Consider the following 24,606-nt stretch of genomic DNA (forward strand, 5'->3'; position numbering starts at 1 on the left):
CGTGTCCCCCCCAACAGCAAAACACCCCCACCCAGCAGCATATACAGGGCAAAGGTCTCCGTCAAGGTCATATACGCGGCGTAAAAACCAGGGGCCAGTCCCAAAGCGCCCGCCAACCAGGCCAACCCGCGCCGGCCCGTCAGGCGGTACCCCAACGCCGCGCTCACCACCGGCACGCCGGCCGCCAGGAGCAAAAAGGGCAGCTTCGCCGCCCAAAAAGAGGTTGTCCCGGATACCAACATGCCCCCCGCCGCCAAGATCGAGGCCAACGGCATCCAATATGCGTGCGAAGGGTGCGGCAGCCCCGCCGGATCATCCAGATAATTCCACAGCACATTCTCCCAGAAGCCCTTCCCTTCGGCCAGATGCACCCCCCCCAGATAATAATAATCCGCATCCATATACCCCGGGGCAGCTTGAAAGCTCGCCCAGGCTGCTGCCAGGATCAGGCCAATCAGATATAGGATGCAGTAGTCTCTTCGTGTCATTCCCACCCGCCCTGCTTCAGGGTTTTTGGTAGCGGCGAATAATCAAATCGTTAAACCGAATTTGTTGCACTTCCTGATACTGCTCCTCCAGCCAGGCCAAAGAGGGGTGTGCGGCCCCTGCGGTCTGGTATTCGGCTTCCACCAAGGCAAACGTCACATAAAAAACATCGTCCGCGTCGCCCACCGCTGTTTCCACAGCCGCCTCCGGCATCAGGTTCATCGCGTTCTGAGTCGCATACGCCAGCGTGTCATTATGCGATCCCGGCTCATCCGCCAGGAATTTCTGCGGCAGGGTAGGGTCGTACACACGGCTGGGGAAAAAGCTCAGTTTATTGTCGTGCACAATCACCGCTCCCGCCGGTGCCTGTTCCCGCAGCCAGGCAGTAGCCTCACGGAATGGTGAGCGCGGAAAAGATGCATAAGTCATTTGATACGGCAGCGAGATTATCACCGCCGCCCCCGTCAGCCCAACCAGAATTGCCGATGCCCCCTTTGGCCATCCTCTTGCTATCACCCATCCACACAATCCGCAATAAAGTAAACCAGAGATCAAAAACCCACGGGTCACAAAGATCGGCCGCATCACATAAGAAACCAGAAACATCACCACCGGTGGCGTCAGGCAAGCTGCAATCAAAAATCCCCGTTCCGCCCCTTCCCCTTTGCTGCGCGCCAGTTCCAAAACCAATAGTGCAGCAATTTGCAGGCTGATGACCGCAGCGGCTGCCATTTGCCACCCCGGCAGCGGCAGCGAAGCGTTGAACAGGATCAGCGTTTGCAGGATTTCAATCAGCCCCGGCCGCGGCGTCCAAAAGGCCCTTTGAATTTTCTCCACCTGCCCTGGGATCATCCACAACCAGGGTGTCGCCAGCAGCCCCACCACAAGCTGTAGGGCTGTCAGCCGCAGCAGCAGCCGCCAATCGCGCCGCACCAGCAAAAACAGGCTGGGCGCCGCCAGGCCGAAGATGGCCAGATTGTGGCTGTACATAGCCGCCGTCCCCATTCCCACCAACCCCGCGCCCGCCCAACCTAAAACGCGTTGATGGGCCTGCCAATGCTGCCAGATGCGGATGAAAAACCACAAATATCCAATCTGGCAGAAAGCCAGCAGCGCGTACATGCGCACATCCTGCGCATGAAAAATTTGCAGGGGTGACATCGCTGCCAGCCCCACCGACCATAAAGCTGCCCGCCGTCCCACCAGGTCGCGCATCAGCAGGTACAGGAACACCAGGCTGCCCAGGTTCAGCAGCGTGGGCAGCAGCCGCAGCCACAGCATCTCGCGGCTCACCATCCCCCAAAAATGCAGCATGAAGTAAAACAGAGGCGGCATGGTATCCGCCGCGGTTCCCGCCACAATATTCGCTAAAGGCTGTTCAGCCAACAGAATCGTAAAAGCATCATCATATTGAATACTGCGCGTCTGGGCAAACAGCAGCCTCAGAACCAAACCGGCCGCCAGTTCCAACCCCAAGATCACCCGTGCGCTCTTCATGGCTCAGAAAATATCTTCGTCGGCAGCGATGGGTTCGTATAAGGTCGCCGGAGGGCTAACCGCCCACCAGCGGATCCAATACAAGGTCACCAGCAGGTAAGCCGGCAGCGGCAGAAAAAGCAGCGCGCTCTGCTGCGGCTGATCCCCATAAGACACCGTGCTGATGAATAACCACCAGATCCCCACCAGCAAAATCAGCAAATTCACACCAGTCAAAGTTTTCCCCGTATTCCGCCAGCGCGCTTCCCAGGTCGCATACACCAGCGCAAGGGCTGGTAAGAGAACAATAAAGTTGCCCGGGTCGGTTTGAATGCCAATCCATTGGCTGACGGTCAGCGTTAAGAAGAACACCCACAAAAAAGCGTGGTAAGGTTTGCTGCGGCCGTAGTTCCATTCCACCAGGAGTACCAGGGCCAGCACGCCCGAAACCACCATGCCGATACGCCGGCCCACGCTGGGAAACCAGCTTGCCAGGGCAGCGGTCAAGGTCCCCGGCGGGTTATACCCTGGGTAACGCAGCACCTCGCGCAGGTTCTCCAGCAGCCAATTGGGCAGCAGCAAGAAGCCCACCGCGATCAAGATCACCTCAGTGCCCACCAGCCAACTCACCAGCCGCCAACGCCGCTGGGTGATGCCCCACACCAGCACCCACGCCACCACCAGCACTACCACCTGCGGCTTGATCGTGGTCAGAGCGAACAGAATCCCCGCCAGCTCATCCATTCGCGCCCGCAAAGCCACCAATCCCCCCACCAGCCCCAAAGCCACCAGGATGACCGCGTTCCCGTTGATCAACGGCCGCACCGAGTGATACCACAGCACGCCAAACACAAAAAAAGCCGCCAATGACAGCAGGCTCGGTTTCCAATTTACCAGGCGAATACTGAAATAAGTCAGCAGCAGCAAAGCCGCCTCCAGCAAAGTCATCCATAACGCCCGCGCCAGGTTAAAATCGTTGACCAAGGCAAATGGGAAAAAGACCGCCACCGAATATACCGGATACGCCACCCGCAGTTCGTGCTCTCCCGGGCGCGCAGGCCGTCCATATGCCATCTCTTGAATCTGCAGCGCCGTTTCATCGCTGTAAGGGCTGATGCCGTCCAATAAAAGGGCTCTCGTCCCCACCCAATGCACCATAAAATCATTTCCCCCCGGGTTCTGGCGCGAAAAATTCAAGTTAACCACCGTCAGACCGGTGAGGATGATCAAAACAAAACCAGCAATACCCAGCACCATCCACAGCTTTTTTGGTTTCGGTTTCAAAGGCTTCTCCTTGTGTTTGGCTGAAATCTATTATATCATTCAGCTATGAACCATCTTGTGGCATTGTTCCAGTTTCAAATCCACCTCGGCCGTCCAGAAGAAAACTTCGCCCGCGCAGCCGAAGCCGCCCAGCAGGCCGCAGAGAACGGCTGCCAGCTGCTGCTCTTGCCCGAACTGTGGAGCAGTGGGTATGACTTACCCAACCGTGCCGCTTATGTCGAGGAAAACGCCCGGCTGCTGCCGCGCCTGCATGCCCTGGCCCAGCAGCACCAGCTTTGGATCGCCGGCTCCATCCTCACCCAGCGCAGCGGCAAATTCTTCAACACGCTGCACTGTCTTTCCCCGGACCCCCTGAGTGTTACGTTCACCTACGACAAATTGCACCCCTTCCCCCTCATGCAGGAGGACGTTTACCTTACTCCCGGCGCGGCGCCCGTACTCGCCGATCTAAATTGGGCGTCTGCGGGCTGCGCTGTGTGTTATGACCTGCGTTTTCCCGAACTTTTCCGACGCTACGCCCTCTCCGGCGCGAACCTCTTCCTGCTCCCCGCAGAGTGGCCTCAAGCCCGCGTTGAAAATTGGAGAACCCTCATCCGCGCCCGCGCCATCGAAAATCAGGCCTTCATGGTAGCCTGCAACACGGTTCAGCAAATCGGCACCGAACGCTTCGGGGGCTTCTCCGCAGTCATCTCCCCTAATGGGGATGTCTTGGCCGAAGCAGACGGCAGCAGTGAAACCTTGCTGATCGCCGAGTTAGATTTTGCCTTCCTCGCCGATCACCGCCAACAGATCCCGGTTTTCACCAATCGCCGCGCGGATCTTTTCGGTTCGTAATCTCGGAAGTTACTCCGTTTCCACCGCCCCGCGCGTCTCCCCCAATCCCACTTCCGCAGGCCGCACCGCCCGCGAAAAGGCGTAATACACCCGGTACGGGCCGATTTCTGCTTCGCTCCATTCCACCCCCAGCCCTGCAAACCCCTCCCGCAGCCACACATCCAGGTTTGGATTGGACGCCGTGATGTACGCGATTTTCTCGTTGGCCTCCACCCGTTCTCGGTATGGCGCATAACGGTCATCCCGCGTGGTGTAGCGCATGTCGTGGTGATACGGCAGCCGTGGGACAAAAATCAGCCGTTCTTCGCTCAAGAACGCCAGCGGATAGGCCACCCAATAGGTGCTGTACCCGCGGGTTTCCCCCTGCTCTTCCAAAAAAGTGATCAATTCCTCCTGGTAGCCGTCTTCGATTACCGTCTGCAAATCAAACTGCGTGGTCAGGGCGGGCGGCTTGCGCAGCGCACAGTCCAACGTCCCTCCCCATTGGTACGCCAGCACCACCGCCAGGGCCGCCAGCGCCCACCAGCGTCTGCGCTGATACAGCCAATCCAGCAGTCCCCCCCCAGCCAAAGCCAATAAAATGGAATACGGCGCAAAGTACCTGCCGGAAGGGTCAATCCCAAAGGAAGTGAACACAAAGCCCGCCGCCAGGGTCAGACCCACCCCGGCTAAAACCCGCCACACCCAGGACTGCGGATGGTTTCCTTTAACCTGTTTGAATCCATATCCCAAAACGCATACCCAAAAAATGAAAATGGCCGGCATCAACGGCAGCAGCAGCCAGCGCACCTCCCAGGGGGGGCGAAACCCTAGCGTGGCCGTCCCGCCCAGCAAAACCAACCGCACCAGGTGGTTAAAACTGCGCAACAGCCAGCTGCCTCCCTCCACAGCCACCGCGCTGCCCAGCAATTCGCCCACAAGGCTTTGCCAGCCGTTGGTCATTCCATAGCCCCAAAACGGCGCTGCCCCTAACACGCCCCCGGAAATCAACGCCCCCCACAGCAGCCCCCGCCGTGTCCATCCGATTCGCGCGCGCACACTGTAGGCTAGAATGGCCAGCCCCACCGGCGCCGCGTACACCAGGCTCAGTCCGTTCGCCCACACCCCTAACCCCGCCGTCAGCCCCCAGACCGCGCCCAAAGCTGCGTCCCGCGCCTCCAACTTCGCAGGCTCCTCTTTTAAACGTTCCACCAAAATCAATCCCATCCAGATCAGCAAATTGCCAATCAGCAGCGCCTCGCCGTATCCCCCCAGGCTCACGGTGGTGTAGAGCGTCAGGTTGACCACCGGGAACACCAGCAGTCCCACCGCCAGCAGTCCCAGCCGCTCCGATCGCAAAATCCGCGCTCCGATGGCATAGGTGCTCAGTAAAATTCCCAGAAATAGCAGTGTCTGCACCAGCCGCACCACCCACACCGCTGGACCAAACAGGGCAAACCCCGCCGCCACCAGGTAGGCGTCCAGGCTGCCCATATACGCCTGCCCATAGAAAAAGGTTGGGCGCGCGCCTGCAAGAATGTGCCGCCCCATCAGGGCCACAATGGCTTCATCCGCGTTAAACGGAAAAGACCCGCGCGCCAACAGCCAGGCCTTCCAGCCCGCCGCCGCCGTTAGCATTCCGCCTAGAATCCATCTTTTGCGTCTCATTGGTTTGAAATATGCCTCATCCCGCTATCAACATTGGGGGTAAAATCACTTGTGACTTTATTGTACCCGCGATCGCCTCAACCGCACTACCTAGGATACCCATGAACCCAATCCTCCTCCATCTCCGCCGTCACGGCTTGTTTTATCTGGGTCTGATCCTCTTCTCGATTTTTTACTTTTCGGGCCTCCCCCAGGTTCCCTATCACCCTGATGAAAGCACCCAGATTTGGATGAGTGAAGATTACACCCAGACCGTCGAAAATGTCCGTGATTTGGTCTGGTCAGGCAAATCGTCCATCGACGCACGCACTCGCTACCGTCTTATTGACGCCCCCATCACCCGCCTGATGATTGGTTTTGGCCGCTCTTTGTCGAATATGCCCGCCACCCGCAACGATTGGAATTGGGGCCGTTCTTGGGATTTCAACGTCCAAATGGGAGCTTTACCCGACCCCGTCTTGCTGAATCGCGCCCGCCTCTCTGTGGCCTGGCTCTTCCCCATCGGCCTGCTGCTCTTCTACCATACTGCGTACAGGCTTCGCGGCTCTCGTTTTGCTTGGCTATGCGCAGTTTTACTGGCCTCCAACGCCCTCGTCCTCCTCCACACCCGCCGCGCCATGGCCGAAAGCGCCCTGCTCTTCGGCCTCTTCGTTTTCTTCTTCGCTATCACCGTGCGTCCCAGCCTGCGCCCCTTCCTGCTGGCCGCCGCGGCAGCCTTCGCCCTCTGTGCCAAGCAGTCCACCGCCCCTCTGATCGTGGCAGGTGCTGTTCTCCTCCTCCTGGATCCCCAATTTCCCTGGCGCCACCGTCTGCTCTCCCTGGCCGCCTTTTTAGGCATTGTTGCGTTGGTATTCATGGCCTTAAACCCCGTCTTCTGGGGCAGCCCCTGGCAGGCAGCCAATGCCTCCTGGCGCTTTCGCACAGATCTCGTCACCATCCAAAGAGCACAAATTCAGAACGTCAGCCCAGACCTCGCCATCCATTCCTACAGCGACCGCATCGCCATGATGCTGGCTCAGTTGTATTTTTCCGTCCCCGCTGTCGCGGATGTGGCCACCTATGTCCGCAGCACCCAGGCCGCTTCTGACCTGTATTTCTCCAACCCCCTCCACCTTCTCTTCCGCGGCTTCCCCGCTGGGATCCTCTTCCTCACCCTCTCCCTTTTCGGCTTACTGCTGATCCTCCGCCATATCTGGAAGGCCGGCCGCCCCTTGGCCTCTCCGCTCTTCTGGCTGATCTTCACCTTTGCCGGTCTGGCTGGCGGTCTGCTGGTCGCCGTCAGTCTGCCCTACCAGCGCTATTCGCTGCCGGTGCTGCCCGCCGTCCTGTTCACGGCCGCCTGGGGCCTGGATGAAATTCTGATCTTGCTCGCAGCGGGACTTCGCAAAATAAAAACCGGACGGCAGCCCGCCGTCCGGTAAACATACAAGGTTACCATCAGCCCTTAAAAGGCCCGATGGAAGATGCGGTGCACTTTGTAGATTTTCGCGCCCAGCGTGATCATGTCTTTGCGCACCTGCTCAGCCGTATCGGCCATCTGCGTCTGTTCAGCGTGCAAAAAGCCGTAATCAGTGATCGTCTTTTGAATTTCATCGTAGAGAATAGCATTCCCGCCCCGCCCGTGGTACTGCGGCAGAACGCCCACGCCGTTCAAAGACACCCATTTGGTGCGCTTCATCTCCAGTAGGAAATCAATCAAGCCCCACGGGGTAATGCGCCCGCCCTGCCGCTGCAGCGCAGCGGAGATGTCCGGGAACGCAAACAGGAACCCGACGATGTCGCCTTTGTACAGGATCACCTTGATCAGCTTGGGATCCGCGATCGTCAGCACGTTCTCAACCACAAATTTCACTTCGCGATCGGAAATGGGATAATATTCCCAGTTGTTGACAAACGCCTGGTTGTAGGCCCGACCAATGCGCTCTCCCCATTGCAGCAGTTCGCGCTTGTTCTTAAAGTCTTTCACCTCAAACGTACCGCGTTCTTTAACCCGCCGCGCAATTTCCTGGGCTTTTTCCGGCAGTCGAAATCCGCTTTGCGGGATGTAGCACGACACAAAATCTACCTCTTTCTCAAACCCCGCCCCCTCCAGCAGTTCGGCATAATACGGGTAGTTGTAATTCATCATCGTCATCATCTGGCGGTGTTCAAACCCCTCCACCTGAACGCCGTATCCGTCAAACCCACTGAAGCCTTTCGGCCCCACCACCTGATCCATCCCCCGTTGGCGGCCCCATTTGTACACCTCTTCAAACAGGGCTTTCACCGCCTCCAGGTCGTTCAAAGCGTCGAACAAATAGAACTGGATCTTCTTGGTGTTGTGGTATTGGTTGAACGGCTTATTTTCCATCGCTGAAACCCGTCCCACCATTTTCCCATCCCGCTCCACAATGAAAAACGCCGCGTCCGAATGGTCGTAAAACGGGTGTTTTTTGCGGTTGAGCATCATACGGATGTCGTTGCGGAAGGGCGGTACCCATTGAGGGCAATTCTTGTACAGATCATAATGGAATTGGATAAATCTTTCACGCTCAGCTTTCTGATCTGGATCAATTTGAAAAACGCGAATCATTGTTAACTCCATTGGAAAAGGGATAGGGTTCGAGAACCCGTTTGGCGGCCCCATGGGGCAGGAACCAGAAAATAAAACTCAGTATACACCCATTACAGAAAGATGCAACTCAATCCCGCGTCTCTCGAACCTTGCGCTGTCCCTGGTAATTTCTTCGCAGATCGCTATAATTGGAGTTAATTACTCTTCTTAGCTGACAGGAAAGTGCTTTATGGCCAACCATCTGAGCAGTGAATCTTCACCCTATCTTCTGCAGCACGCCAATAACCCGGTGGACTGGTACCCCTGGGGAGAAACCGCCCTGCAAAAAGCCCGCAGCGAGGATAAACCCATTTTCCTTTCTATTGGCTACGCCGCCTGTCACTGGTGCCACGTCATGGCCCATGAATCCTTCGAAGATCCCGCCGTCGCCGAGATTTTGCGCGAACACTTTGTATCGATTAAAGTAGATCGCGAGGAACGCCCTGACCTGGACGCCGTCTATATGTCGGCCGTTATCGCCATGACCGGCCAGGGCGGCTGGCCCATGTCCGTTTTCCTCACGCCCGACGGCCGCCCCTTCTACGGCGGCACGTATTTCCCGCCCACCCCTCGTTTTGGCATGCCCTCCTTTCGCGATCTGCTGCTCAGCCTGGCCCAGTATTGGAAGGAACGCCGCCCCGAAATTGAACGTGTGTCCTCCAACCTCACCCAGCACCTGCAGGAAAGCAACCCGCCCGGCTTACAGCCCGCCGCGCCCTTAACCGCAGATGCCCTGGAACACGCTGTCCAGCTCCTATTATCCTCTTACGACCAACAGTACGGCGGCTGGGGCCGTGCCCCCAAATTCCCTGCCGCCATGACCATCCAGTTTTTGCTCCAGCGCGCCTTCCTCGGCGACGCCGCCGCCCGTGATACCGCCCTGCACGCCCTCAAAGCCATGAACCGCGGCGGGATTTTTGATGTGGTCGCTGGCGGCTTTCACCGTTACAGCACCGATAATTTCTGGCGTGTGCCGCATTTTGAAAAAATGCTCTACGACAACGCCCTGCTGGCACGCGCCTACCTGCACGCTTACCTGCTCACCCAGGATGAAAGCTTTCGCGAGACTGCCGTGGCTACCCTGGAATTTATTCAGGCTGAGATGACCCACCCCGCTGGAGGCTTCTATTCCAGTTTAGACGCCGACTCCGAGGGTGAGGAGGGCAAATACTACCTGTGGACTGTGCCAGATATTGAAGAGGCTCTCCTCGACCCCCAGGAAGCCCGTTTGATCCTGGCTGTTTATCACGTCACCGAACGCGGAAATTTTGAAGGCCGCACCATCTTCCAAAAATTGGCTCAGGATGAAGACCTGGCGGATACTCTGGGAATCCCACTGCCGCAGATGCGCCAGCGCCTGGCAGCCGCCCATCAAAAGCTCAACGCCTACCGTCTGCGGCGGGTTCGCCCTCAGACGGATGACAAAATCCTGGCCTTTTGGAACGCGCTGGCCCTGCAAGCCTTTGCCGAAGCTGGCCGCTATCTGAACCGCCCCGATTTTCTCCGCACCGCTCAGAACAACGCCAGGTTCATTCAATCGCATCTCATCGTCAATGGTCAGCTCATGCGCTCTCACCGTCAGGTGACTGTCCCCATTTCTGCCTTCCTCGAAGACTATGCGGCTTCAATTTTGGCCTTCCTGGCCCTGTATCAGGCCGATTTTAACCCGGACTGGTATCAGCAAGCCCAGCGCCTGGCAGAACAGATGCTTGCGCGTTTTGCCGATCCGCTGGGTGGTTTCTACGATTCACCCACCGGGCAGAACGACCTTCTTATTCGTCCCAAAACGATGACCGACAATGCCGTCCCATCCGGCAGCGCATTGGCTGCCCAGGCCCTGCTGGCCCTTTCTGCCTTTGACCCCCGCACCCCCGGTCTCGACACAGCCCAGGCTATGCTCGCCTCCATGCAGGCCTCAGCCGCCGCCCATCCCACCTCGTTCTCCGCCTGGCTCCAGGCCCTTCAAATCGCCCAACACCCCCTCACCCAGCTCGCTGTGCTCTACCCGCCCAATGGAGGCGAGGCTCCTTCACCAGACGTGCAGTCCATCCTTCAAACCTACCACCCTTACCTCTACGTCGCCGCAGCTCCGTTTCCCCCAGAAAGCCGCCATCCCCCCTTGCTGGCGGAACGCTCCCTGGTCAACGGCTTACCCACCGCCTACCTCTGCCAAAACTACACTTGCCGCCTGCCGACCACCGATTTCGCCGCGCTGCGGTCAGAGGTATTAGGGATGAAGAAAATCTAGCAGAATCTGGTTCACCCGCTCCCATTGGTCCACAATCACCGCGTGCCCGCTGTCCGGTACCACCACCTGTTTCGCGCCGGGAATGTTTTGTGCCAGCACATCCTGAATTTCCCGTGGAACGGTCGTATCCCCCTCCGCTGTGATGACCAGTGTGGGTACCTGGATCTCACTCAGCCTACGGCGCACATCAAACACCGCCAGCTGCCGCATGGCCGCCCGGTAAACATTCCGATCCGCCTGCAAAATTTTCTCCACCAAAAGCTGCCGCAGCCCGGCCTGATCCGGTTGAGGGAATAAGCGCCAGGCCACCAATTCCGCCTGATATTTGACCCCGCGCAAGTTCGCCACCAGGAAGCGCCGCACCAAATACAGCCGCTCCGAAAACGTCTTGGGGCGCAAGCAAGCAAAGGTGTTCATCAGCACCAGTTGATCCACGCGTCCCGCGGCCTCAATCCCCATGCTCACCGCCAGCGCGCCGCCCATCGAAAGCCCTACCACCTTAGCAGGCCGCGCCGTCAGGCTTTCCAAAAAACGAAACATCTCACCGCGTACCTCCGCCAACCTCCACCCTTTGCCGCGGTAAATCGAACGGCCAAACCCCGGCAGATCCGGTGCCACAGGCCGCATCCCCGCCTCGACCAGCGCCCTCAGCTGGTACTCCCACGAAGCCCCGTCGGCGCCCAACCCGTGCAGCAGCAGCACACAAGGACTGCCCGTCGGGTTGGGATCCAAAAAAAACATTTCCCCCAACGTCCCCTCGTACATTCGCTCCGCATCCACCGCCCACCCTTGGTCGCTCATCTGCCCCGCCTTCTATACCTTTGAGATACCATCATTATATATCAGCTCAGGATTCAGCAATCGATAGAACATCCTATCCATTCACCTTCCCGCCCGTCATGCCTTATAATTCAAGCAGGAGGAAGCTATGGAACAATTTAACATCGAAGGTGGCGTGCCCCTTCACGGCGAAATAACCCCCGCCGGCAACAAGAACGCAGCTCTGCCCCTCTTGGCGGCCTGTCTGTTAACCGATGAGCCTGTCATCCTCAAGAATGTTCCTGACATCCTCGATGTCAAGGCCATGCGCGCTCTGCTCGTCAGCCTCGGCGTCGACATGATCCCCCTGGAGCCAAATACCTGGAAAATTCAAGCTAAAGAGGTGCGGCCCGCGGATTTGGATCCCGACCTTTGCCGAAAAATCCGCGCTTCCATTTTGCTGGCCGGGCCCATGACCGCCCGCTCCGGCGATTTACACCTCCCCCCTCCGGGCGGCGATGTCATTGGACGGCGGCGGGTGGATACCCACCTGATCGCGCTGCAAAAGTTGGGCGCGGATGTCTCCTATGAGCGCACCTTCCGTTTCCACGCCCCCAACGGCCTGACCGGCGCCGATATCCTTCTGGATGAAGCCTCGGTCACAGCCACCGAAAACGCCATTATGGCCTGCTCGCTGGCGCGCGGCGACTCCATCATTCGCAACGCCGCCTCGGAACCGCATATCCAGGAACTTTGCCATTTCCTCAACACCCTCGGCGCCAAAATTAACAACATTGGCTCCAACACCCTGCACATTGAGGGCGTCCCTCGTCTGCACGGCGGCGAATTCACCATCGGCCCCGATTATCTCGAAGTGGTCAGTTTCATTGGCGCCGCCGTCGTGACGCACGGCTCCATCCGCATTCACAACGCTGGCTCCAAATATCTGGACATGGTTCGCCTGGTGTTTGGCCGCCTGGGTGTCGATTGGATCGTCGAAGGCGAGGATATCATCGTCCCGGCCGAACAACGCCTGGTGGTCGAAAAAGACCTGGGCGGCGCAATTCCTGAAATCAGCGTCATGCCCTGGCCAGCTTTCCCCACTGACTTGATGAGCATCGCCATTGTGGTGGCCACGCAGTCGCAGGGCACCACCCTCTTCCACGATTGGATGTATCCCAGCCGCATGTACTTCACCGACAAGCTGGTCGGCATGGGCGCGCAAATCGTCCTCTGCGACCCCCACCGCTGTATTGTGCAAGGCGCCACGCGCCTATACGGCGAAAAAATGGAAAGCCCCGACATCCGCGCCGGCATGTCCCTGCTCCTGGCGGCCCTCTCGGCTCAGGGCAAATCGGTCATCCGCAACGTCGGCCAAATTGACCGCGGCTACGAGCGCGTGGATCAAAAGCTCAAAGATTTGGGCGCCCACATCCAGCGCGAATGACGCCGCTGGAAATCATCCCCACCCAACAAAAAAAGATCTGCTCCATTCCGGGGCAGATCTTTTCTATCCTCAAGTTAGCCTTCTTATTCAGAAGCAGACGCCACCACATCCATGAATTGAGAGAACAGATCGCGCAGAACAGGTTCCGGCAGCGCCCCTACTTGCTGGTGAACCAGCTTGCCCTTAGCAAAGAAAAGCATAGTCGGAATGCCCTGCACACCGAAACGACCGGCCCAATCAGGGTTCTCGTCCGTGTTCACTTTGGCCACCACCAGCTTGCCCGCATATTCCTTGGCCAGCTTATCCAGAATCGGGGCAACCATCCGACAGGGTCCGCACCACGGCGCCCAAAAATCCACCACCACCGGCAGTTCAGCCTGCAAAACTGTCTTCTCAAAAGCCGCATCAGTCACATGGATGGGTTCACTCATCATCTTCTTGTTCTCCTTGGTGTATTCGGGCCGCCCCGCGGGGCACCCCGTACTCATTTGATAAATTTTACCAAATTTCACAAATTTTTACGACAGCTTATCCGCTTTGACTAATATACACTGCCTGTATTGGATTTCTACAAGCGATGTATAGGTTTTTTATTGGAATCCTCAGTCGTCCGTTCCCTCGCCGCTCTTACGCCGAAAATCCACAAACCGGTATCCCACCCCTCGCTCGGTCAAGATGTACTGTGGGTTCGAAGGGTCTTTCTCCAGCTTCTGCCGCAAGTAATTCACATACAGCCGCACATAATGCGGTTCATCGCGGTATTCATACCCCCATACCTTAGATAACAATTGATCGTAGGTCATCACCCAGCCCGCGTTCTGTACCAGATGATACAGCAAGCGGTATTCCGTGGGGCGCAATTTTACCAACTCCCCTTCCACCCACACTTCTCTGCGCCCAAAATCAATTTTCAAGCGCTCATCCACCTCTATCAGGTCGCGCGGGACGTTACCGGCCGTTTCCGTGCGCCGCAACACCGCCCGTACCCGGCTGACCAGCTCGCGCGGACTGAAAGGTTTGGTGATGTAATCATCCGCGCCCAATTCAAGCCCATGTACGCGGTCATCTTCTTCACCCTTTGCGGTCAGCATAATCACAGGAACCGAACTGACTTCGCGGATCAACTTTAGAACCTCAAACCCATCCAGGTCCGGCATCATCACATCCAGCAGAACCAAATCTGGCATCGCATCGCGCAGAGCCTGTATCGCGGTCATCCCCCGGTAAGCTTCCACCACTTGAAAGCCGTCGTGTTCCAAATTTAAGCGAATGAAGCGCGCCATGCGCTCTTCGTCATCTACCACCAAAATAATGCGGTTGACAAAGGACTCATCTGGCATAAGGGTTCATTTACTCCCGTACAAAGGTGATGATTTCTTCTTCCTCGGCCATCGGCAGCACTTCAATAAAGTTGATCCGCCAAAACGGCCAAACCACCACATTTACGCTGTTATCCAAATAGGGAAGGTCTTTACCGTCACGTTTTCGAGGGTTTTTTACGATTAACACATTGTCCGCCGCGTTTGGCAAGGCGTCCACATCCCCAATCACAGGATCTTCATTTTGAATATGGATAATTAAAGTTGGCATACCATCTTCCTTTACAGGTTCGCGGTATTCTTTCGGCGCATCAATGCCTGAATTTTCAACCGTCCTAAGGCAATCACATCCCCATGATTAATCGGATACTCAATATGCGGGACGATCTTTTGTCCATTGATCCGCGTTCCATTCGAGGAGCCCAGGTCCATAATAACAACCGATTCATTGATGATCTTAATCGAGGCGTGCAGCCGCGAAACGCCCTGCGCGTACGCCTCAAAAGCGGTCAAATCCACGTCAGGCAAAATCGGCTGTCCTTCCGATACCCGCCCCAATGTGTACTCCATCCGCCCAGACAAAGATAAAATTTCTCCACTGTCGAGCATATTCAGCGAAATGAGAGTCTCACCTTCCGCAGCCGCGGCAGATGGGGCCGCCACAGGCCCAGGGCCTTTAGTCCCGGAGATTGGCTCCGAAACCTTCCGGCGAATGTTATGCGTCGTCAGGTGGCCAGTAGTAATGAGCTGCGCGCCGCATTCGCTGCAAAACAACGATCCGGCAATTTCTTCGTGACGGCAGTTTGGACAAATAATCATGACATTTTTTGCTCCAGTCCAGAGGGTAACAGCAAAGCGCGGGTTCCGTACTTAATCCGTTTCTGTCCCTCAGAACTAAAAGAATGACTTTGTTGAATATGCTCTGCCTCTTTTAATACCACATGCGCCAAATCGCGATCGCCCTGCGAGAGCAAATGGGTCGCCAGGTACTGTAAATGTTTGGTGGCCTCACCCACGTCCCCTGCCTCCACCTCTTGCCGCGCCCGTTCCTGCAGCCGGTACAAGGTCATGCGCGACATCGCATCCACAATGGCAGGCGGCGGCAGCTCAGGATCCGCGGTCGCGGAAATCTGCCTCCGAAAACGCACCGGCACACGTATGGAACGGCCGTCGCTCACGCTTTCCATCCGCAGCCTACCCAGGCTGATGTTCACCCGTTCCATATCTTCCGGCACAGGTTGGGTAACAAACTCGAATAGAACTACATGGTTTTGGCCGTAATGCAGATTGCCCAACGAAATCTTATCCGTCACTGGGATCGGACCAACCTCCGGACGCAGCCGAAATACGTAGCGCAGCTTGGCCTGCGGCCCCGAATCCAATTCCAGCGTCACGCTGTTCGCGAATACCTGCTCATACGTCGAAAACTTCTCTTCCAGGTGTTTGTGAATGTCCTGCGCACCGGAAATAAAGAACGAAGTCCCGCCGCTTAACCCCGCCAGGTGATCCATGAAGGTGTCGTTCCATTCATGTCCAATCCCAAAAGCAGATAAGACGATTCCCTCATTGGCTGCCTGCCGCGCAATCGCTAGGCAGGATTCTTCATCGCCGTAAGTGTGGCCGTCAGTTACCAGTACCAAATGGCGCGTGAAAGCCGCGGCGCCCCGCAAATGCAGCATGCTCATCCCCAGCGAAAGACCCTGGTAAATCTCGGTCCCGCCCATCGTTTCAATCAGGCTGATCCGGTCTGCCACCTTGCCAATTTCTGCGATACGCGTTGGCGGAATCACCACCTCGGCCCGGTCGCTGAAGCTGACCACACTCAGGATATCTTTCGGATCCATTTTTTTGATCAATTGCTGCACGCTGGTTTTCACCATGTCCATGCGCTCACCCTTCATCGAGGTAGAGCGGTCCAGCACCAGGCAAATATTCAGCGGAGCGGCCTTCGCCTTATCCGGCTCCGCCCGGCAGGATAGATCCATAAACACGTAAATGACCTGCGGTTCACTCAAGCGCGGTAGAAAAGACGAACTGTACTGCACAGACACCGCCACGGAGGTTTCCACCGCCTCTGGGGGCAGCAGCCTATCATATTCATGCCGCCGGTCCGGGTTCGAAAGCACATCATACGCCGTCTGAATGCGTATAAACTGCTCCGCAGCCCCAGGGTCTGGGTTCGCGTCCGGGTGAAGCTTGCGCGCATACTCAAAATAGGCCTTCCGAATTTCTTCCGGAATAGCGTCTCTTGAGACACCCAAGACCTCATAATGGTTTTGTTCCACAGGCCTTCCGTTTCACTTACAGCAGATACTGCACCAGAACAGCGGTGATGTTATCCGGGCCGCCCGCGTCGTTTGCCGCGTCAATGAGAGATTGGCAGGCGCTAGTCAATGAGGGCGCATTCAACACAATCCGAGAGATCTCATTTTCGTTCACCACACCCCACAACCCGTCCGAGCAGATCATTAAATACCCGGGGTGAGGAAGCAAATAGCTGTTGATGTCCGGGCGGAAGGGTTCGTTCTGGCCGATGGCCCGGTATAACACGTTGCGCTGTGGGTGAACCAGCGCCTCTTCTTCTGTGATCTGCTTCAGCTGCACCAGACGCCGCACCAACGAGTGATCCTGCGTCAGCGCCTGAACCCGCCCATCCGTAAAAAGGAAGTACGCCCGGCTGTCGCCCACGTGCGCAATCGTCACCTGCTCACCAATCACCAGCGCCGTGGTCAAAGTCGTGCCGCCACCTGGTGCTTTGCGGATCACCGCCTGGTTGGCCTCGTTGACACCCGCTTCCATGATCTCTTGCAGGCTTTCCCCTTGCGCCTCCGGCTTCACCCCTGCCAGCGAGCTGTACAGCTTGGAGATCAAATACTCCGCCATCGCCCGCGCAGCCGTGCCGCTGGCCACTTCCCCATATTGGTGACCGCCCATTCCATCCGCCACAATAAAAACGCCAAACGGCAGGTCGGTCATATCGTCCGCCACCACCGCCGAAAGGGTGATCAGCGTATCCTCGTTGTGATTGCGCTGCATCCCCACCGATTGACAGCTTCCCACCAACAGCTGCGCCGGGCGGACCTCTTTCTTAACTTTCGCAACCGCATCCAATTGATCGGCAGACAAAGGCGCTGTCTCAACGTTTACTGTGGTGCTTTTGGGCTTTTCAAAGAGTTGCTTGATAAATTTCAGCACAAATTCCTCCAGCCTACCGATCTCTCAAAGATCAAGGCATGATTGCATACACCATGTGATCCGAGGAGCCAAAATATAACACATCATTACTCACGGCGACGCCCCCGGTAATCGGTCCGCCAGTCTCAAATTTCCAACGCAGCCGCCCCGTGCGATATTCCAGGCAGTACACCTTGCCGTCCGCAGAACCGCAGTACACCGAATCTTTATGGATCACCGGAGAACCGCTCACCTGGTGCTCAGTCTTAAAGCGCCAGACCTCTTTGGCGTTGCCCGTGTCCAGGCAGTAAATGTTTTCATCCGCTGAACCCACGATGATAAAGCGGTCCACCGCGCAAGGCGAGGAAATACCGCCCTTGCCCATGCGGTAGCGCCAGATCACCCATCCCGTTTTCGCGTCCAGCGCGTACACGGTTGAATCCAACGAAGTGAAATACACCACACCATTCGCAACCTGCGGCGATGCCGTGACTGCCCGCTTAGCACGAAAGCGCCAGCGTGTTTGTCCGCGAAAATCGATGCAAAAAACTTCGCCGCTTTCACATCCAAAATAGATATAGTCCCCGCTCACGCACGGCGTGGAACGGACAGATGCCCCAGCATCGACCAACCAAATCCGCCGGTTGGTCAGCGGATTCACCGCGTGCAGATAGCCGTCGTCCGAACCAATGATCAAGTGGCCTTCCGCCATGCGCGGTGAACTGCGAATGGGGCCCTGAGTTTCATACGCCCACAAAGATTTCCCCGTGCGGGCCGAAACAGCGTAAAAATGACGGTCTGCCGAACCAACGTACACCACGCCCTCGTGCAGCAGCGGTTGGCTGACAATTCCGCCTTCCGTGGGAAATTTCCAAATAAAGTCGCCGCTGGTCGAGTTCAGCGCGTACAGGTTGTTATCATACGAACCCACATACAGCACCCCGCCTTCAATCGCCGGCGTCCCCCGCACCTCATCTTCACACCGGAACGACCACAGCGGTTTCACTGCGGTGTCTTTCACCACGGGTTCGCTTTGCATCGCCACCTTGCTCAGCGCCCCCGTCTTCTTTGCAACCAAAAGCAGGGCTTCTTTCATCGCCGCCGCCGAAGGGAAGCGTTCCTCCGGGTTATATTGCAGCGCGGTGTTCACCACCAATTCCATCTCAGGCGACACCGCCGGGTTGTATTTACGTATCGGCCGCTCGGCAAAGGTAAAAGGCGGCTCCAGGCGCGGGTCTTTCCGCGTCAGCAAGTGATGCAGCGTCGCCCCCAGCGAATACAAGTCTGCCAGCGGCGAAGCCTCTCCCCGGTACTGTTCCGGCGGAGAGTACCCCTCTGTGCCGATCATCGTCCCTTTTTGCCCGGCCTTAAAAATCTTGGCAATCCCAAAGTCCACCAGCACGATATTCCCGTGCGTGTTCACCATGATATTCGAGGGCTTCAAGTCGCGGAAAATGATCGGCTCTGGCTTGTGGGTGTGCAAGTAATTGATCACATCGCACAGTTGAATGGCCCAGGCGATCACCTGGTCTTCCGGGAAGTAAGTTTGCGACTCGTTAAGGACCGCATCCAGGTCTTTTCCGCCAACAAACTCCTCTACCAGATAGGAGCGTTCATCATGCGTAAAATAATCGAAAATTTTCGGAATCGAAGGGTGTGCCAGGGTCACCAGAATATTGGCTTCCCGTTCAAAATTGGCCACAATGGTCTGCCGCACCAATGGGTCTGGTGCCTGATTGATCATCTCTTTCACAGCCACCAGCTTCACCACGTTGGGGAAATGCAAATCCCGCGCGCGGTACACAGACCCCATTCCGCCCAACCCCACTACTTCTTGAATGGCATATCGATCAATCAGAATCGTGCCAGGTTGAAGCTGCTTGGCTGGCGTCTGCCCCTTGGGTAGATTGTGCGTCATCCGTTGAGTTTCCAGGGCGTCCTCCAATACACGCTTCAATCCCCTCGCCTTGGACTTTACAGACAATGAATGAATTCAAACAAAAGAATTGAAGCGTCCAAAACACCAGGGTATAGTTAGATATCGGTTAAATTATAAACAGCATACTGTAGATTTGCAACTAAAACGCTTCACGGGTTTCCAGAACTGTTAAGTGCAGCCCGTTTTTGGGCGTTTTTTCGTCAAATTCTTGATACAATCAAAGCAGCAAGTTCATCCGACCCTCCTGATAAGCCGTTCAGCGCCCATGCATCTCCCTTTCTCCACCCCGCTTTAAACCTTGGGCAGTTACAGGAGCCATTATCTATACGCAGCGGAGCGAGAATCATGGATCATCTCATTCAAGCAATTTTTGATGGCATTGTAGACGGCAGCCGCGCCGTTGTCACCCAAAAGGTGCAGGAAGCCCTGGATGCGCATCTGGATCCCCAGACCATCCTCAATCATGGCCTGGTGGACGCCATGGCGAAAGTGGGCCAGCTCTTTGAAGACGGCGAGTATTTCGTCCCCGAAATGCTGGTTTCTGCCCGCGCCATGCAGGAAGGTTTGAATCTGCTCAAACCCCACCTTCTGGCCGGTGACATCAAACCCATGGGTAAGGTTGTCGCCGGAACAGTCAAGGGCGACCTGCACGATATCGGCAAAAATCTGGTTTGTATGATGCTCGAAGGCGCCGGCTTCACCATCCAGGACTTGGGCGCCGATGTTTCACCGGACGCATTCGTCGAAGCCGTCCGCCAGGGGGATGTGGACCTGGTCGCCATGTCAGCCCTGCTCACCACCACCATGGCCAACATGAAAGTCACCATCCAGGCTCTGGAAGAAGCCGGCCTGCGCGGTCAGGTGAAGGTGATGATCGGTGGCGCCCCCGTCACCGAAGCCTACGCCCAACAAATCGGTGCTGACGGCTACGCCCCCGATGCCAGCCGCGCAGTGAAACTGGCTCAAAAACTCATCGCCGCTTGAGATACAAAAGTATCGATAAATTTTCCTCCAGGTGCACGTCTGTGTACCTGGAGGATTTGATTCAGCATCTCACCGCTGAACCCAATCCATCCCTCCAAATTGCACCACCGCCTTGCGCTGAAAATCGCCGCAAGATAAGATAGAATCAAATCAGTTGAGCCGTATTCAGCGCACAGGAGAGTGCCCGATGAATTTTGATTCCTATCAATCGCCATTTTCCTGGCGGTATGCCTCCCCAGACATGCGCGCCCTGTGGAGCGAAACGCATAAACGCCGCCTCTGGCGTCAAATTTGGGTCGCCCTGGCCGAAGCCCAAATAAGCTTTGGCTTGGTCACCCCCGATCAGTTGGCCGACCTGCGCGCCCATGTCAACGAAATCAACATCTCCCGCGCCCTGGAGATCGAAACCCAGATCCATCACGACCTCATGGCCGAGCTGAAAACCTACGCCGAGCAGTGCCCCCTGGGCGGCCCCATCCTCCATGTCGGCGCCACCTCAATGGATATCGAAGACAACGCTGAAGCCCTCCGCCTGCGCGCCGCCTGCGACCTGATCCTGCAAAAACTCCAGTCCCTCTTGCTGACCCTCGCTGATAAAATTGCCGCCTACCACGATCTGCCCCTCATCGCCTGGACCCACCTTCAGCCCGCTGAACCCACCACCCTCGGGTACCGTCTCGCTTTTTACGCGCAAGATTTATGGACCGATTGGCATACCCTCCAACGGGTGCGCGCATCGATTCGCGGCAAAGGCTTCAAAGGCGCGGTCGGCACAGCCGCAGCTTACATGGAATGGACCGGCGCGGACCGCTATCCCGCCTTCGAAGATCACCTCAGCCGCCTGCTCAACCTGCCCTTTTACCCCATCACCAGCCAAACCTACCCCCGCCGTCAGGATTACGACCTCCTGTGCGCCCTGGCGGGCCTGGGCGGCAGTATTTACAAAATTGCCTTCGATGTCCGCCTGCTGCAATCTCCGCCCATCGGCGAAATCTCCGAACCGTTCAGCCAGCATCAAGTCGGTTCGTCGGCCATGCCCTTCAAGCGCAACCCCATCCAATCTGAGAAAATCAACTCTCTGGCTCGCGCCCTGGCCAACCTGCCGCACCTGGCCTGGGATAATGCCGCCCATTCCTTACTGGAGCGCACCCTGGACGACAGTGCCAACCGCCGCGCCCTCCTGCCAGAAGCGTTTCTCATCGCAGATGAACTGCTCATCACCCTCCAGCGCATCCTTCGCGGGCTGAACGTCAATCTCCCCGTGATTCAGCGCAATCTCAACACGTACGCCCCCTTCGCCGGAACCGAACGCCTGCTGATGGCCCTGGTGCAGGCAGGGGCTGACCGACAGGCCATGCACGAAGTTATCCGTCATCACGCTATGAATGCCTGGCAGGCCCTGCAAACCGGTCAGCCCAATCCGCTCATCACCTCGCTGTCTGCCGATCCAGCCGTCACTGCCTGGCTGCCTGCTGAACGCATTCAGGAGCTCATCAATGTGGATCACTATACCGGCATCGCCAGCCAACGCGCCCAACAGCTGGCCGCGGAAATTCACGCCCTGTTTCCCCCATCCCCCCAAAGTCAGGAATAACCCCGTCAAACCTGCGATTTTTGTAACTACCCATGGCCAAACCCGCTGTTGTAGAATGGAAGATATGACGCTTGAAAGGAGTTCACCATGAGTGACTTTGCCGGCAAAGGTGTCGTAGCCGTCCTGAAAACCTCCCCAGAGACCGTTCTGGAAGATATTCACCGCCTGATGAAACTGGCCGGGGTGGAACAGGCCTTGCCCAAAGGCATCACTACCGGGCTGAAGATCAACATCTCCTGGCAAACCTGGTACCCGGCCTGCTCCACCACACCCTGGCAGCTCGAAGGCGCCATCCAAACCCTGCGCGCCCTCGGCTATGACAACCTGGTCGGCATCCACAATGACACCGTCGTGGTGGACACCTCTGTGGGAGAAACCAATAACAAGCACAAATGGGTCACGGACGCCTACAACGTCCCTTGCGAATATCTCTACCAGGAGCAATTTGAGTGGGTGCGCTATCAGCCCAAAACCCCCTTCATGGTTTTGGATCAGGTCTATCCCGAAGGGGTTTACATCCCCCAGGTGCTCATGGGCAAAAACATCGTCCACCTCCCCACCGTCAAAACCCATGTCTTCACCACCATCACCGGGGCCATGAAGAACGCTTTTGGCGGCCTGCTCCACCGCAACCGCCATTGGACCCATTCCGTCATCCACCAGACCCTGGTGGATCTGCTCCAGATTCAGCAAGAAATTCACCCCGGCATTTTTGCCCTGATGGACGGCACCTTTGCCGGTGACGGCCCCGGGCCGCGCGCCATGCGTTGGCACGAAAAGAACATTCTTCTGGCCTCCGCCGATCAGGTCGCCATTGACGCCGTTTCCGCCCGCCTGCAAGGGTTTGACCCGCTCTCTCTCGATTTCATCCGCCTCGCCCATCAGAAAGAATTGGGGGTCGGCGATCCGCGCCAGATCAAGATCGTGGGCTACGATATCGAACAGGAAGAGCCCTGGAACTTTGTTCAGGAAGACACCTTTGCCTCCCGCGGCCAAAAGGCCATCTATCACGGCCCCCTCAAACCGCTGGAGAAAATCCTGCTCCAATCCCCTCTGGTCCCCTGGAGCTTTTTTGCCAGCAATTTCTACCACAACGTTTATTGGTATCCCTTCGTCGGCCGCAAGCGCGTTGAAGCGGCCCTCAACACCCCCTGGGGACAAAAGTTCAAGTCCTACGGGGACGGTCAGGTTGTTTTGCCCGGTGCTGAACCCAAAACCATCATCCAGGCCGCCGTTGGGCTCACCGCCCTGGCTGCTTTGGCTGGCACTGGTCTTTGGTGGTTATCGCGCCGATCAAAAAAATAGTCGAACCCCACCTACTCTCACGTAAATAGGAGCTAGCATGTTCAAAGATTTTGCGGAAGCCGCGGCTTTTGTCCAAAAAAACCATATCCAAATGGTAGACCTGAAGTTCAGCGACCTGTGGGGCCGCTGGCATCATGTCACCATCTCTGCCAGTGAATTTGAGCCGGAATTGATGGAAGCGGGTGTCGGTTTTGATGGTTCAAGCGTCGGTTTAAAGAGCGTGAAATCTGGGGATATGGTACTCGTCCCCGATTTATCCACGGGCTTTGTGGATCCGTTTTGGGAGGCTCCCACCCTCAGCTTCATCTGCAACACCTTTGAAGCCGACACCAAAAAGCTCTTTGCCCGCGACCCTCGCGAAATCCTGCGCCGCTCCGAAGCCTACATGCAGGCCAACGGCATCGGCGACCATACCCTCTGGGGGCCGGAATTTGAGTTCTACGTATTCAACAACGTCTGTATCGAAAACAGTGTCCACACCGCCAGTTACCGCGTTGATTCCATCGAAGCCAATTGGAACACGTGCAGCGGCGGCCACGGGCATTACATCCCCATCCACGGCGGGTATCACGCCATCCCGCCCAGAGACCAGCTCTTCAACCTGCGCACGCAGATGGTCACCCGCCTGGAACAGATCGGTATTCCGGTCAAGTATCACCATCATGAAGTTGGCGGCCCGGGCCAAAGCGAAATCGAAACACCCCTCATGGGCATGCTGACCGCCGCCGATGCCTCCATGTGCATTAAATACATCACCAAAATGGTCGCCCACAACGCCGGGCAAAGCGTCACCTTCCTCCCCAAGCCCCTGTACGGCGAAGCGGGCTCCGGCATGCACTTCCACCAGCAAATGTTCAAAGGTGGCGTAAATGCCTTCTATGATGCCTCCAGCCCCATGCTGCTCAGCGAAACTGCTCTATATTACATCGGCGGCCTGCTCACCCATGCCCCCGCGGTGTTAGCCTTCACCAACCCCAGCACCAACTCCTACCGCCGCCTGGTTCCCGGTTTTGAAGCCCCCGTCAACGCCTTCTTCTCCACCGGCAACCGCTCCGCCGCCATTCGCATTCCCAAATACGCCACCCAGCCCGATAAAGTTCGCTTCGAATTCCGCCCGCCCGATGCCACCTGCAACCCCTATCTGGCCATGGCTGCACAGCTCATGGCTGGTCTGGATGGCATCCGTCGGAAAATTGACCCCACCGCCGCCGGTTTTGGCCCCATCAACGAAGATATCTTCTCCTGGTCGTCGGAAAAACGCGCCACGATCAAAAGCCTGCCCACCTCACTGCTGGAAGCCCTCCAGGCCCTGCGCGAGGATCACCAGTTCCTGCTGGAAGGCGGCGTCTTTGATGAAATCCTCATCAACGATTGGATCAAAGCCAAAGAAAAAGAGGATATCGCCGTGCGCACCCGTCCGCACCCTTACGAAATCGAAATGTATTACGACCTATAAACCAACCTGAACGAACAACAACCGCCCCAACGAACACAACTTCGCTGGGGCGGTTCAATCT

The 24,606-nt window shown here is 56.9% G+C and carries 21 protein-coding genes; 8 read left to right on the plus strand and 13 right to left on the minus strand.

Going from position 1 to position 24,606, the window contains the following annotated elements:
• The 3 genes from ADN01_RS09205 to ADN01_RS09215 form a co-directional block, all read right to left on the minus strand.
• Positions 1-488 (minus strand): hypothetical protein (locus tag ADN01_RS09205; RefSeq protein WP_201778665.1); only part of this gene is annotated, 488 nt, incomplete at its 3' end.
• A 16-nt stretch (positions 489-504) separates the two neighbouring features.
• Positions 505-1,983, minus strand: coding sequence for a glycosyltransferase family 39 protein (locus tag ADN01_RS09210; protein WP_082142784.1), 1,479 nt, complete (start codon positions 1,981-1,983; stop codon positions 505-507).
• Positions 1,984-1,986: 3 nt separating this feature from the next.
• Positions 1,987-3,246 (minus strand): glycosyltransferase family 87 protein, encoded by a 1,260-nt coding sequence (locus ADN01_RS09215; RefSeq protein ID WP_113918860.1) that lies wholly within the window; start codon positions 3,244-3,246, stop codon positions 1,987-1,989.
• A gap of 45 nt (positions 3,247-3,291) precedes the next feature.
• On the opposite strand from ADN01_RS09215, the gene ADN01_RS09220 reads away from it, so the two are divergent.
• A complete protein-coding gene (locus ADN01_RS09220; RefSeq protein WP_062418348.1) occupies positions 3,292-4,080 on the plus strand; it encodes a nitrilase-related carbon-nitrogen hydrolase in 789 nt (262 codons plus the stop codon).
• 9 nt (positions 4,081-4,089) lie between these two features.
• On the opposite strand, the gene ADN01_RS09225 is transcribed toward ADN01_RS09220, so the two are convergent.
• A complete protein-coding gene (locus tag ADN01_RS09225) occupies positions 4,090-5,727 on the minus strand; it encodes an ArnT family glycosyltransferase (RefSeq protein WP_152974014.1) in 1,638 nt (545 codons plus the stop codon).
• A 101-nt stretch (positions 5,728-5,828) separates the two neighbouring features.
• Between ADN01_RS09225 and ADN01_RS09230 the strand changes: the two genes are divergently transcribed.
• On the plus strand, positions 5,829-7,148 hold the full coding sequence (locus ADN01_RS09230) for a hypothetical protein (protein ID WP_062418346.1): 1,320 nt from the start codon (positions 5,829-5,831) through the stop codon (positions 7,146-7,148).
• 23 nt (positions 7,149-7,171) lie between these two features.
• On the opposite strand, the gene ADN01_RS09235 is transcribed toward ADN01_RS09230, so the two are convergent.
• Positions 7,172-8,299 (minus strand): hypothetical protein, encoded by a 1,128-nt coding sequence (locus tag ADN01_RS09235; protein WP_062418345.1) that lies wholly within the window; start codon positions 8,297-8,299, stop codon positions 7,172-7,174.
• Between the two features lie 211 nt (positions 8,300-8,510).
• Here ADN01_RS09235 and ADN01_RS09240 point away from each other — a divergent pair, with 211 nt between their 5' ends.
• Positions 8,511-10,568: a thioredoxin domain-containing protein gene (locus ADN01_RS09240; protein ID WP_062418344.1), complete on the plus strand. Its 2,058-nt coding sequence runs from the start codon at positions 8,511-8,513 to the stop codon at positions 10,566-10,568.
• Here the strand turns inward: ADN01_RS09240 and ADN01_RS09245 are convergent.
• Entirely contained in the window at positions 10,548-11,369 is an 822-nt protein-coding gene (locus ADN01_RS09245) for an alpha/beta fold hydrolase (RefSeq protein WP_062418343.1), read from the minus strand. The genes ADN01_RS09240 and ADN01_RS09245 overlap by 21 nt on opposite strands.
• Before the next feature lie 127 nt (positions 11,370-11,496).
• Here ADN01_RS09245 and murA point away from each other — a divergent pair, with 127 nt between their 5' ends.
• Positions 11,497-12,774 carry a UDP-N-acetylglucosamine 1-carboxyvinyltransferase gene (gene murA / locus ADN01_RS09250; protein ID WP_062418342.1) on the plus strand — a complete coding sequence of 426 codons (1,278 nt, stop codon included), beginning with the start codon at positions 11,497-11,499 and terminating at the stop codon, positions 12,772-12,774.
• Between the two features lie 83 nt (positions 12,775-12,857).
• Here murA and trxA read toward each other — a convergent pair whose 3' ends face one another.
• The 7 genes from trxA to ADN01_RS09285 form a co-directional block, all read right to left on the minus strand.
• Positions 12,858-13,205 (minus strand): thioredoxin, encoded by a 348-nt coding sequence (trxA, locus tag ADN01_RS09255; protein WP_062418347.1) that lies wholly within the window; start codon positions 13,203-13,205, stop codon positions 12,858-12,860.
• Between the two features lie 171 nt (positions 13,206-13,376).
• Positions 13,377-14,114 carry a response regulator transcription factor gene (locus ADN01_RS09260; protein WP_062418341.1) on the minus strand — a complete coding sequence of 246 codons (738 nt, stop codon included), beginning with the start codon at positions 14,112-14,114 and terminating at the stop codon, positions 13,377-13,379.
• A gap of 10 nt (positions 14,115-14,124) precedes the next feature.
• Positions 14,125-14,364, minus strand: a complete 240-nt coding sequence (locus tag ADN01_RS09265; RefSeq protein WP_062418340.1) for a hypothetical protein — start codon at positions 14,362-14,364, stop codon at positions 14,125-14,127.
• A gap of 11 nt (positions 14,365-14,375) precedes the next feature.
• Positions 14,376-14,912 (minus strand): FHA domain-containing protein, encoded by a 537-nt coding sequence (locus ADN01_RS09270; RefSeq protein ID WP_062418339.1) that lies wholly within the window; start codon positions 14,910-14,912, stop codon positions 14,376-14,378.
• Complete coding sequence (locus ADN01_RS09275) at positions 14,909-16,378, minus strand: vWA domain-containing protein (protein ID WP_062418338.1); 1,470 nt, start codon at positions 16,376-16,378, stop codon at positions 14,909-14,911. Before ADN01_RS09275 ends, ADN01_RS09270 begins: the two co-directional genes overlap by 4 nt.
• 16 nt (positions 16,379-16,394) lie before the next feature.
• The gene (locus tag ADN01_RS09280; RefSeq protein ID WP_147239046.1) at positions 16,395-17,219 is read right to left on the minus strand and encodes a PP2C family protein-serine/threonine phosphatase; all 825 of its coding nucleotides are present in this window, start codon (positions 17,217-17,219) and stop codon (positions 16,395-16,397) included.
• Positions 17,220-17,319: 100 nt separating this feature from the next.
• Positions 17,320-19,224, minus strand: a complete 1,905-nt coding sequence (locus tag ADN01_RS09285; protein WP_236691002.1) for a beta-alanine-activating enzyme beta-propeller domain-containing protein — start codon at positions 19,222-19,224, stop codon at positions 17,320-17,322.
• A 327-nt stretch (positions 19,225-19,551) separates the two neighbouring features.
• Here ADN01_RS09285 and ADN01_RS09290 point away from each other — a divergent pair, with 327 nt between their 5' ends.
• The 4 genes from ADN01_RS09290 to glnA all read left to right on the plus strand — a co-directional run bounded on the left by ADN01_RS09290 (position 19,552) and on the right by glnA (position 24,545).
• Complete coding sequence (locus ADN01_RS09290; RefSeq protein ID WP_062418335.1) at positions 19,552-20,190, plus strand: corrinoid protein; 639 nt, start codon at positions 19,552-19,554, stop codon at positions 20,188-20,190.
• Positions 20,191-20,377: 187 nt separating this feature from the next.
• Entirely contained in the window at positions 20,378-21,784 is a 1,407-nt protein-coding gene (gene purB / locus ADN01_RS09295; protein WP_062418334.1) for an adenylosuccinate lyase, read from the plus strand.
• Between the two features lie 87 nt (positions 21,785-21,871).
• A complete protein-coding gene (locus ADN01_RS09300; RefSeq protein ID WP_062418333.1) occupies positions 21,872-23,089 on the plus strand; it encodes a DUF362 domain-containing protein in 1,218 nt (405 codons plus the stop codon).
• 37 nt (positions 23,090-23,126) lie between these two features.
• Entirely contained in the window at positions 23,127-24,545 is a 1,419-nt protein-coding gene (gene glnA, locus ADN01_RS09305) for a type I glutamate--ammonia ligase (protein WP_062418332.1), read from the plus strand.
• The last annotated feature ends 61 nt before the right edge of the window (positions 24,546-24,606 follow it).

Origin of the sequence: Levilinea saccharolytica (assembly GCF_001306035.1) — a bacterium.
In the GTDB taxonomy this organism is placed as follows: Bacteria; Chloroflexota; Anaerolineae; order Anaerolineales; family Anaerolineaceae; genus Levilinea; species Levilinea saccharolytica.

Coding starts and splice junctions, on each gene's coding strand:
- ADN01_RS09290 (WP_062418335.1), top strand. CDS start 19,552: ATGGATCATCTCATTCAAGCAATTTTTGATGGCATTGTAGACGGCAGC.
- ADN01_RS09240 (WP_062418344.1), top strand. CDS start 8,511: ATGGCCAACCATCTGAGCAGTGAATCTTCACCCTATCTTCTGCAGCAC.
- ADN01_RS09245 (WP_062418343.1), bottom strand. CDS start 11,369: ATGAGCGACCAAGGGTGGGCGGTGGATGCGGAGCGAATGTACGAGGGG.
- purB (WP_062418334.1), top strand. CDS start 20,378: ATGAATTTTGATTCCTATCAATCGCCATTTTCCTGGCGGTATGCCTCC.
- ADN01_RS09270 (WP_062418339.1), bottom strand. CDS start 14,912: ATGATTATTTGTCCAAACTGCCGTCACGAAGAAATTGCCGGATCGTTG.
- trxA (WP_062418347.1), bottom strand. CDS start 13,205: ATGAGTGAACCCATCCATGTGACTGATGCGGCTTTTGAGAAGACAGTT.
- ADN01_RS09220 (WP_062418348.1), top strand. CDS start 3,292: ATGAACCATCTTGTGGCATTGTTCCAGTTTCAAATCCACCTCGGCCGT.
- glnA (WP_062418332.1), top strand. CDS start 23,127: ATGTTCAAAGATTTTGCGGAAGCCGCGGCTTTTGTCCAAAAAAACCAT.
- ADN01_RS09235 (WP_062418345.1), bottom strand. CDS start 8,299: ATGATTCGCGTTTTTCAAATTGATCCAGATCAGAAAGCTGAGCGTGAA.
- ADN01_RS09230 (WP_062418346.1), top strand. CDS start 5,829: ATGAACCCAATCCTCCTCCATCTCCGCCGTCACGGCTTGTTTTATCTG.
- murA (WP_062418342.1), top strand. CDS start 11,497: ATGGAACAATTTAACATCGAAGGTGGCGTGCCCCTTCACGGCGAAATA.
- ADN01_RS09225 (WP_152974014.1), bottom strand. CDS start 5,727: ATGAGACGCAAAAGATGGATTCTAGGCGGAATGCTAACGGCGGCGGCG.
- ADN01_RS09210 (WP_082142784.1), bottom strand. CDS start 1,983: ATGAAGAGCGCACGGGTGATCTTGGGGTTGGAACTGGCGGCCGGTTTG.
- ADN01_RS09265 (WP_062418340.1), bottom strand. CDS start 14,364: ATGCCAACTTTAATTATCCATATTCAAAATGAAGATCCTGTGATTGGG.
- ADN01_RS09300 (WP_062418333.1), top strand. CDS start 21,872: ATGAGTGACTTTGCCGGCAAAGGTGTCGTAGCCGTCCTGAAAACCTCC.
- ADN01_RS09260 (WP_062418341.1), bottom strand. CDS start 14,114: ATGCCAGATGAGTCCTTTGTCAACCGCATTATTTTGGTGGTAGATGAC.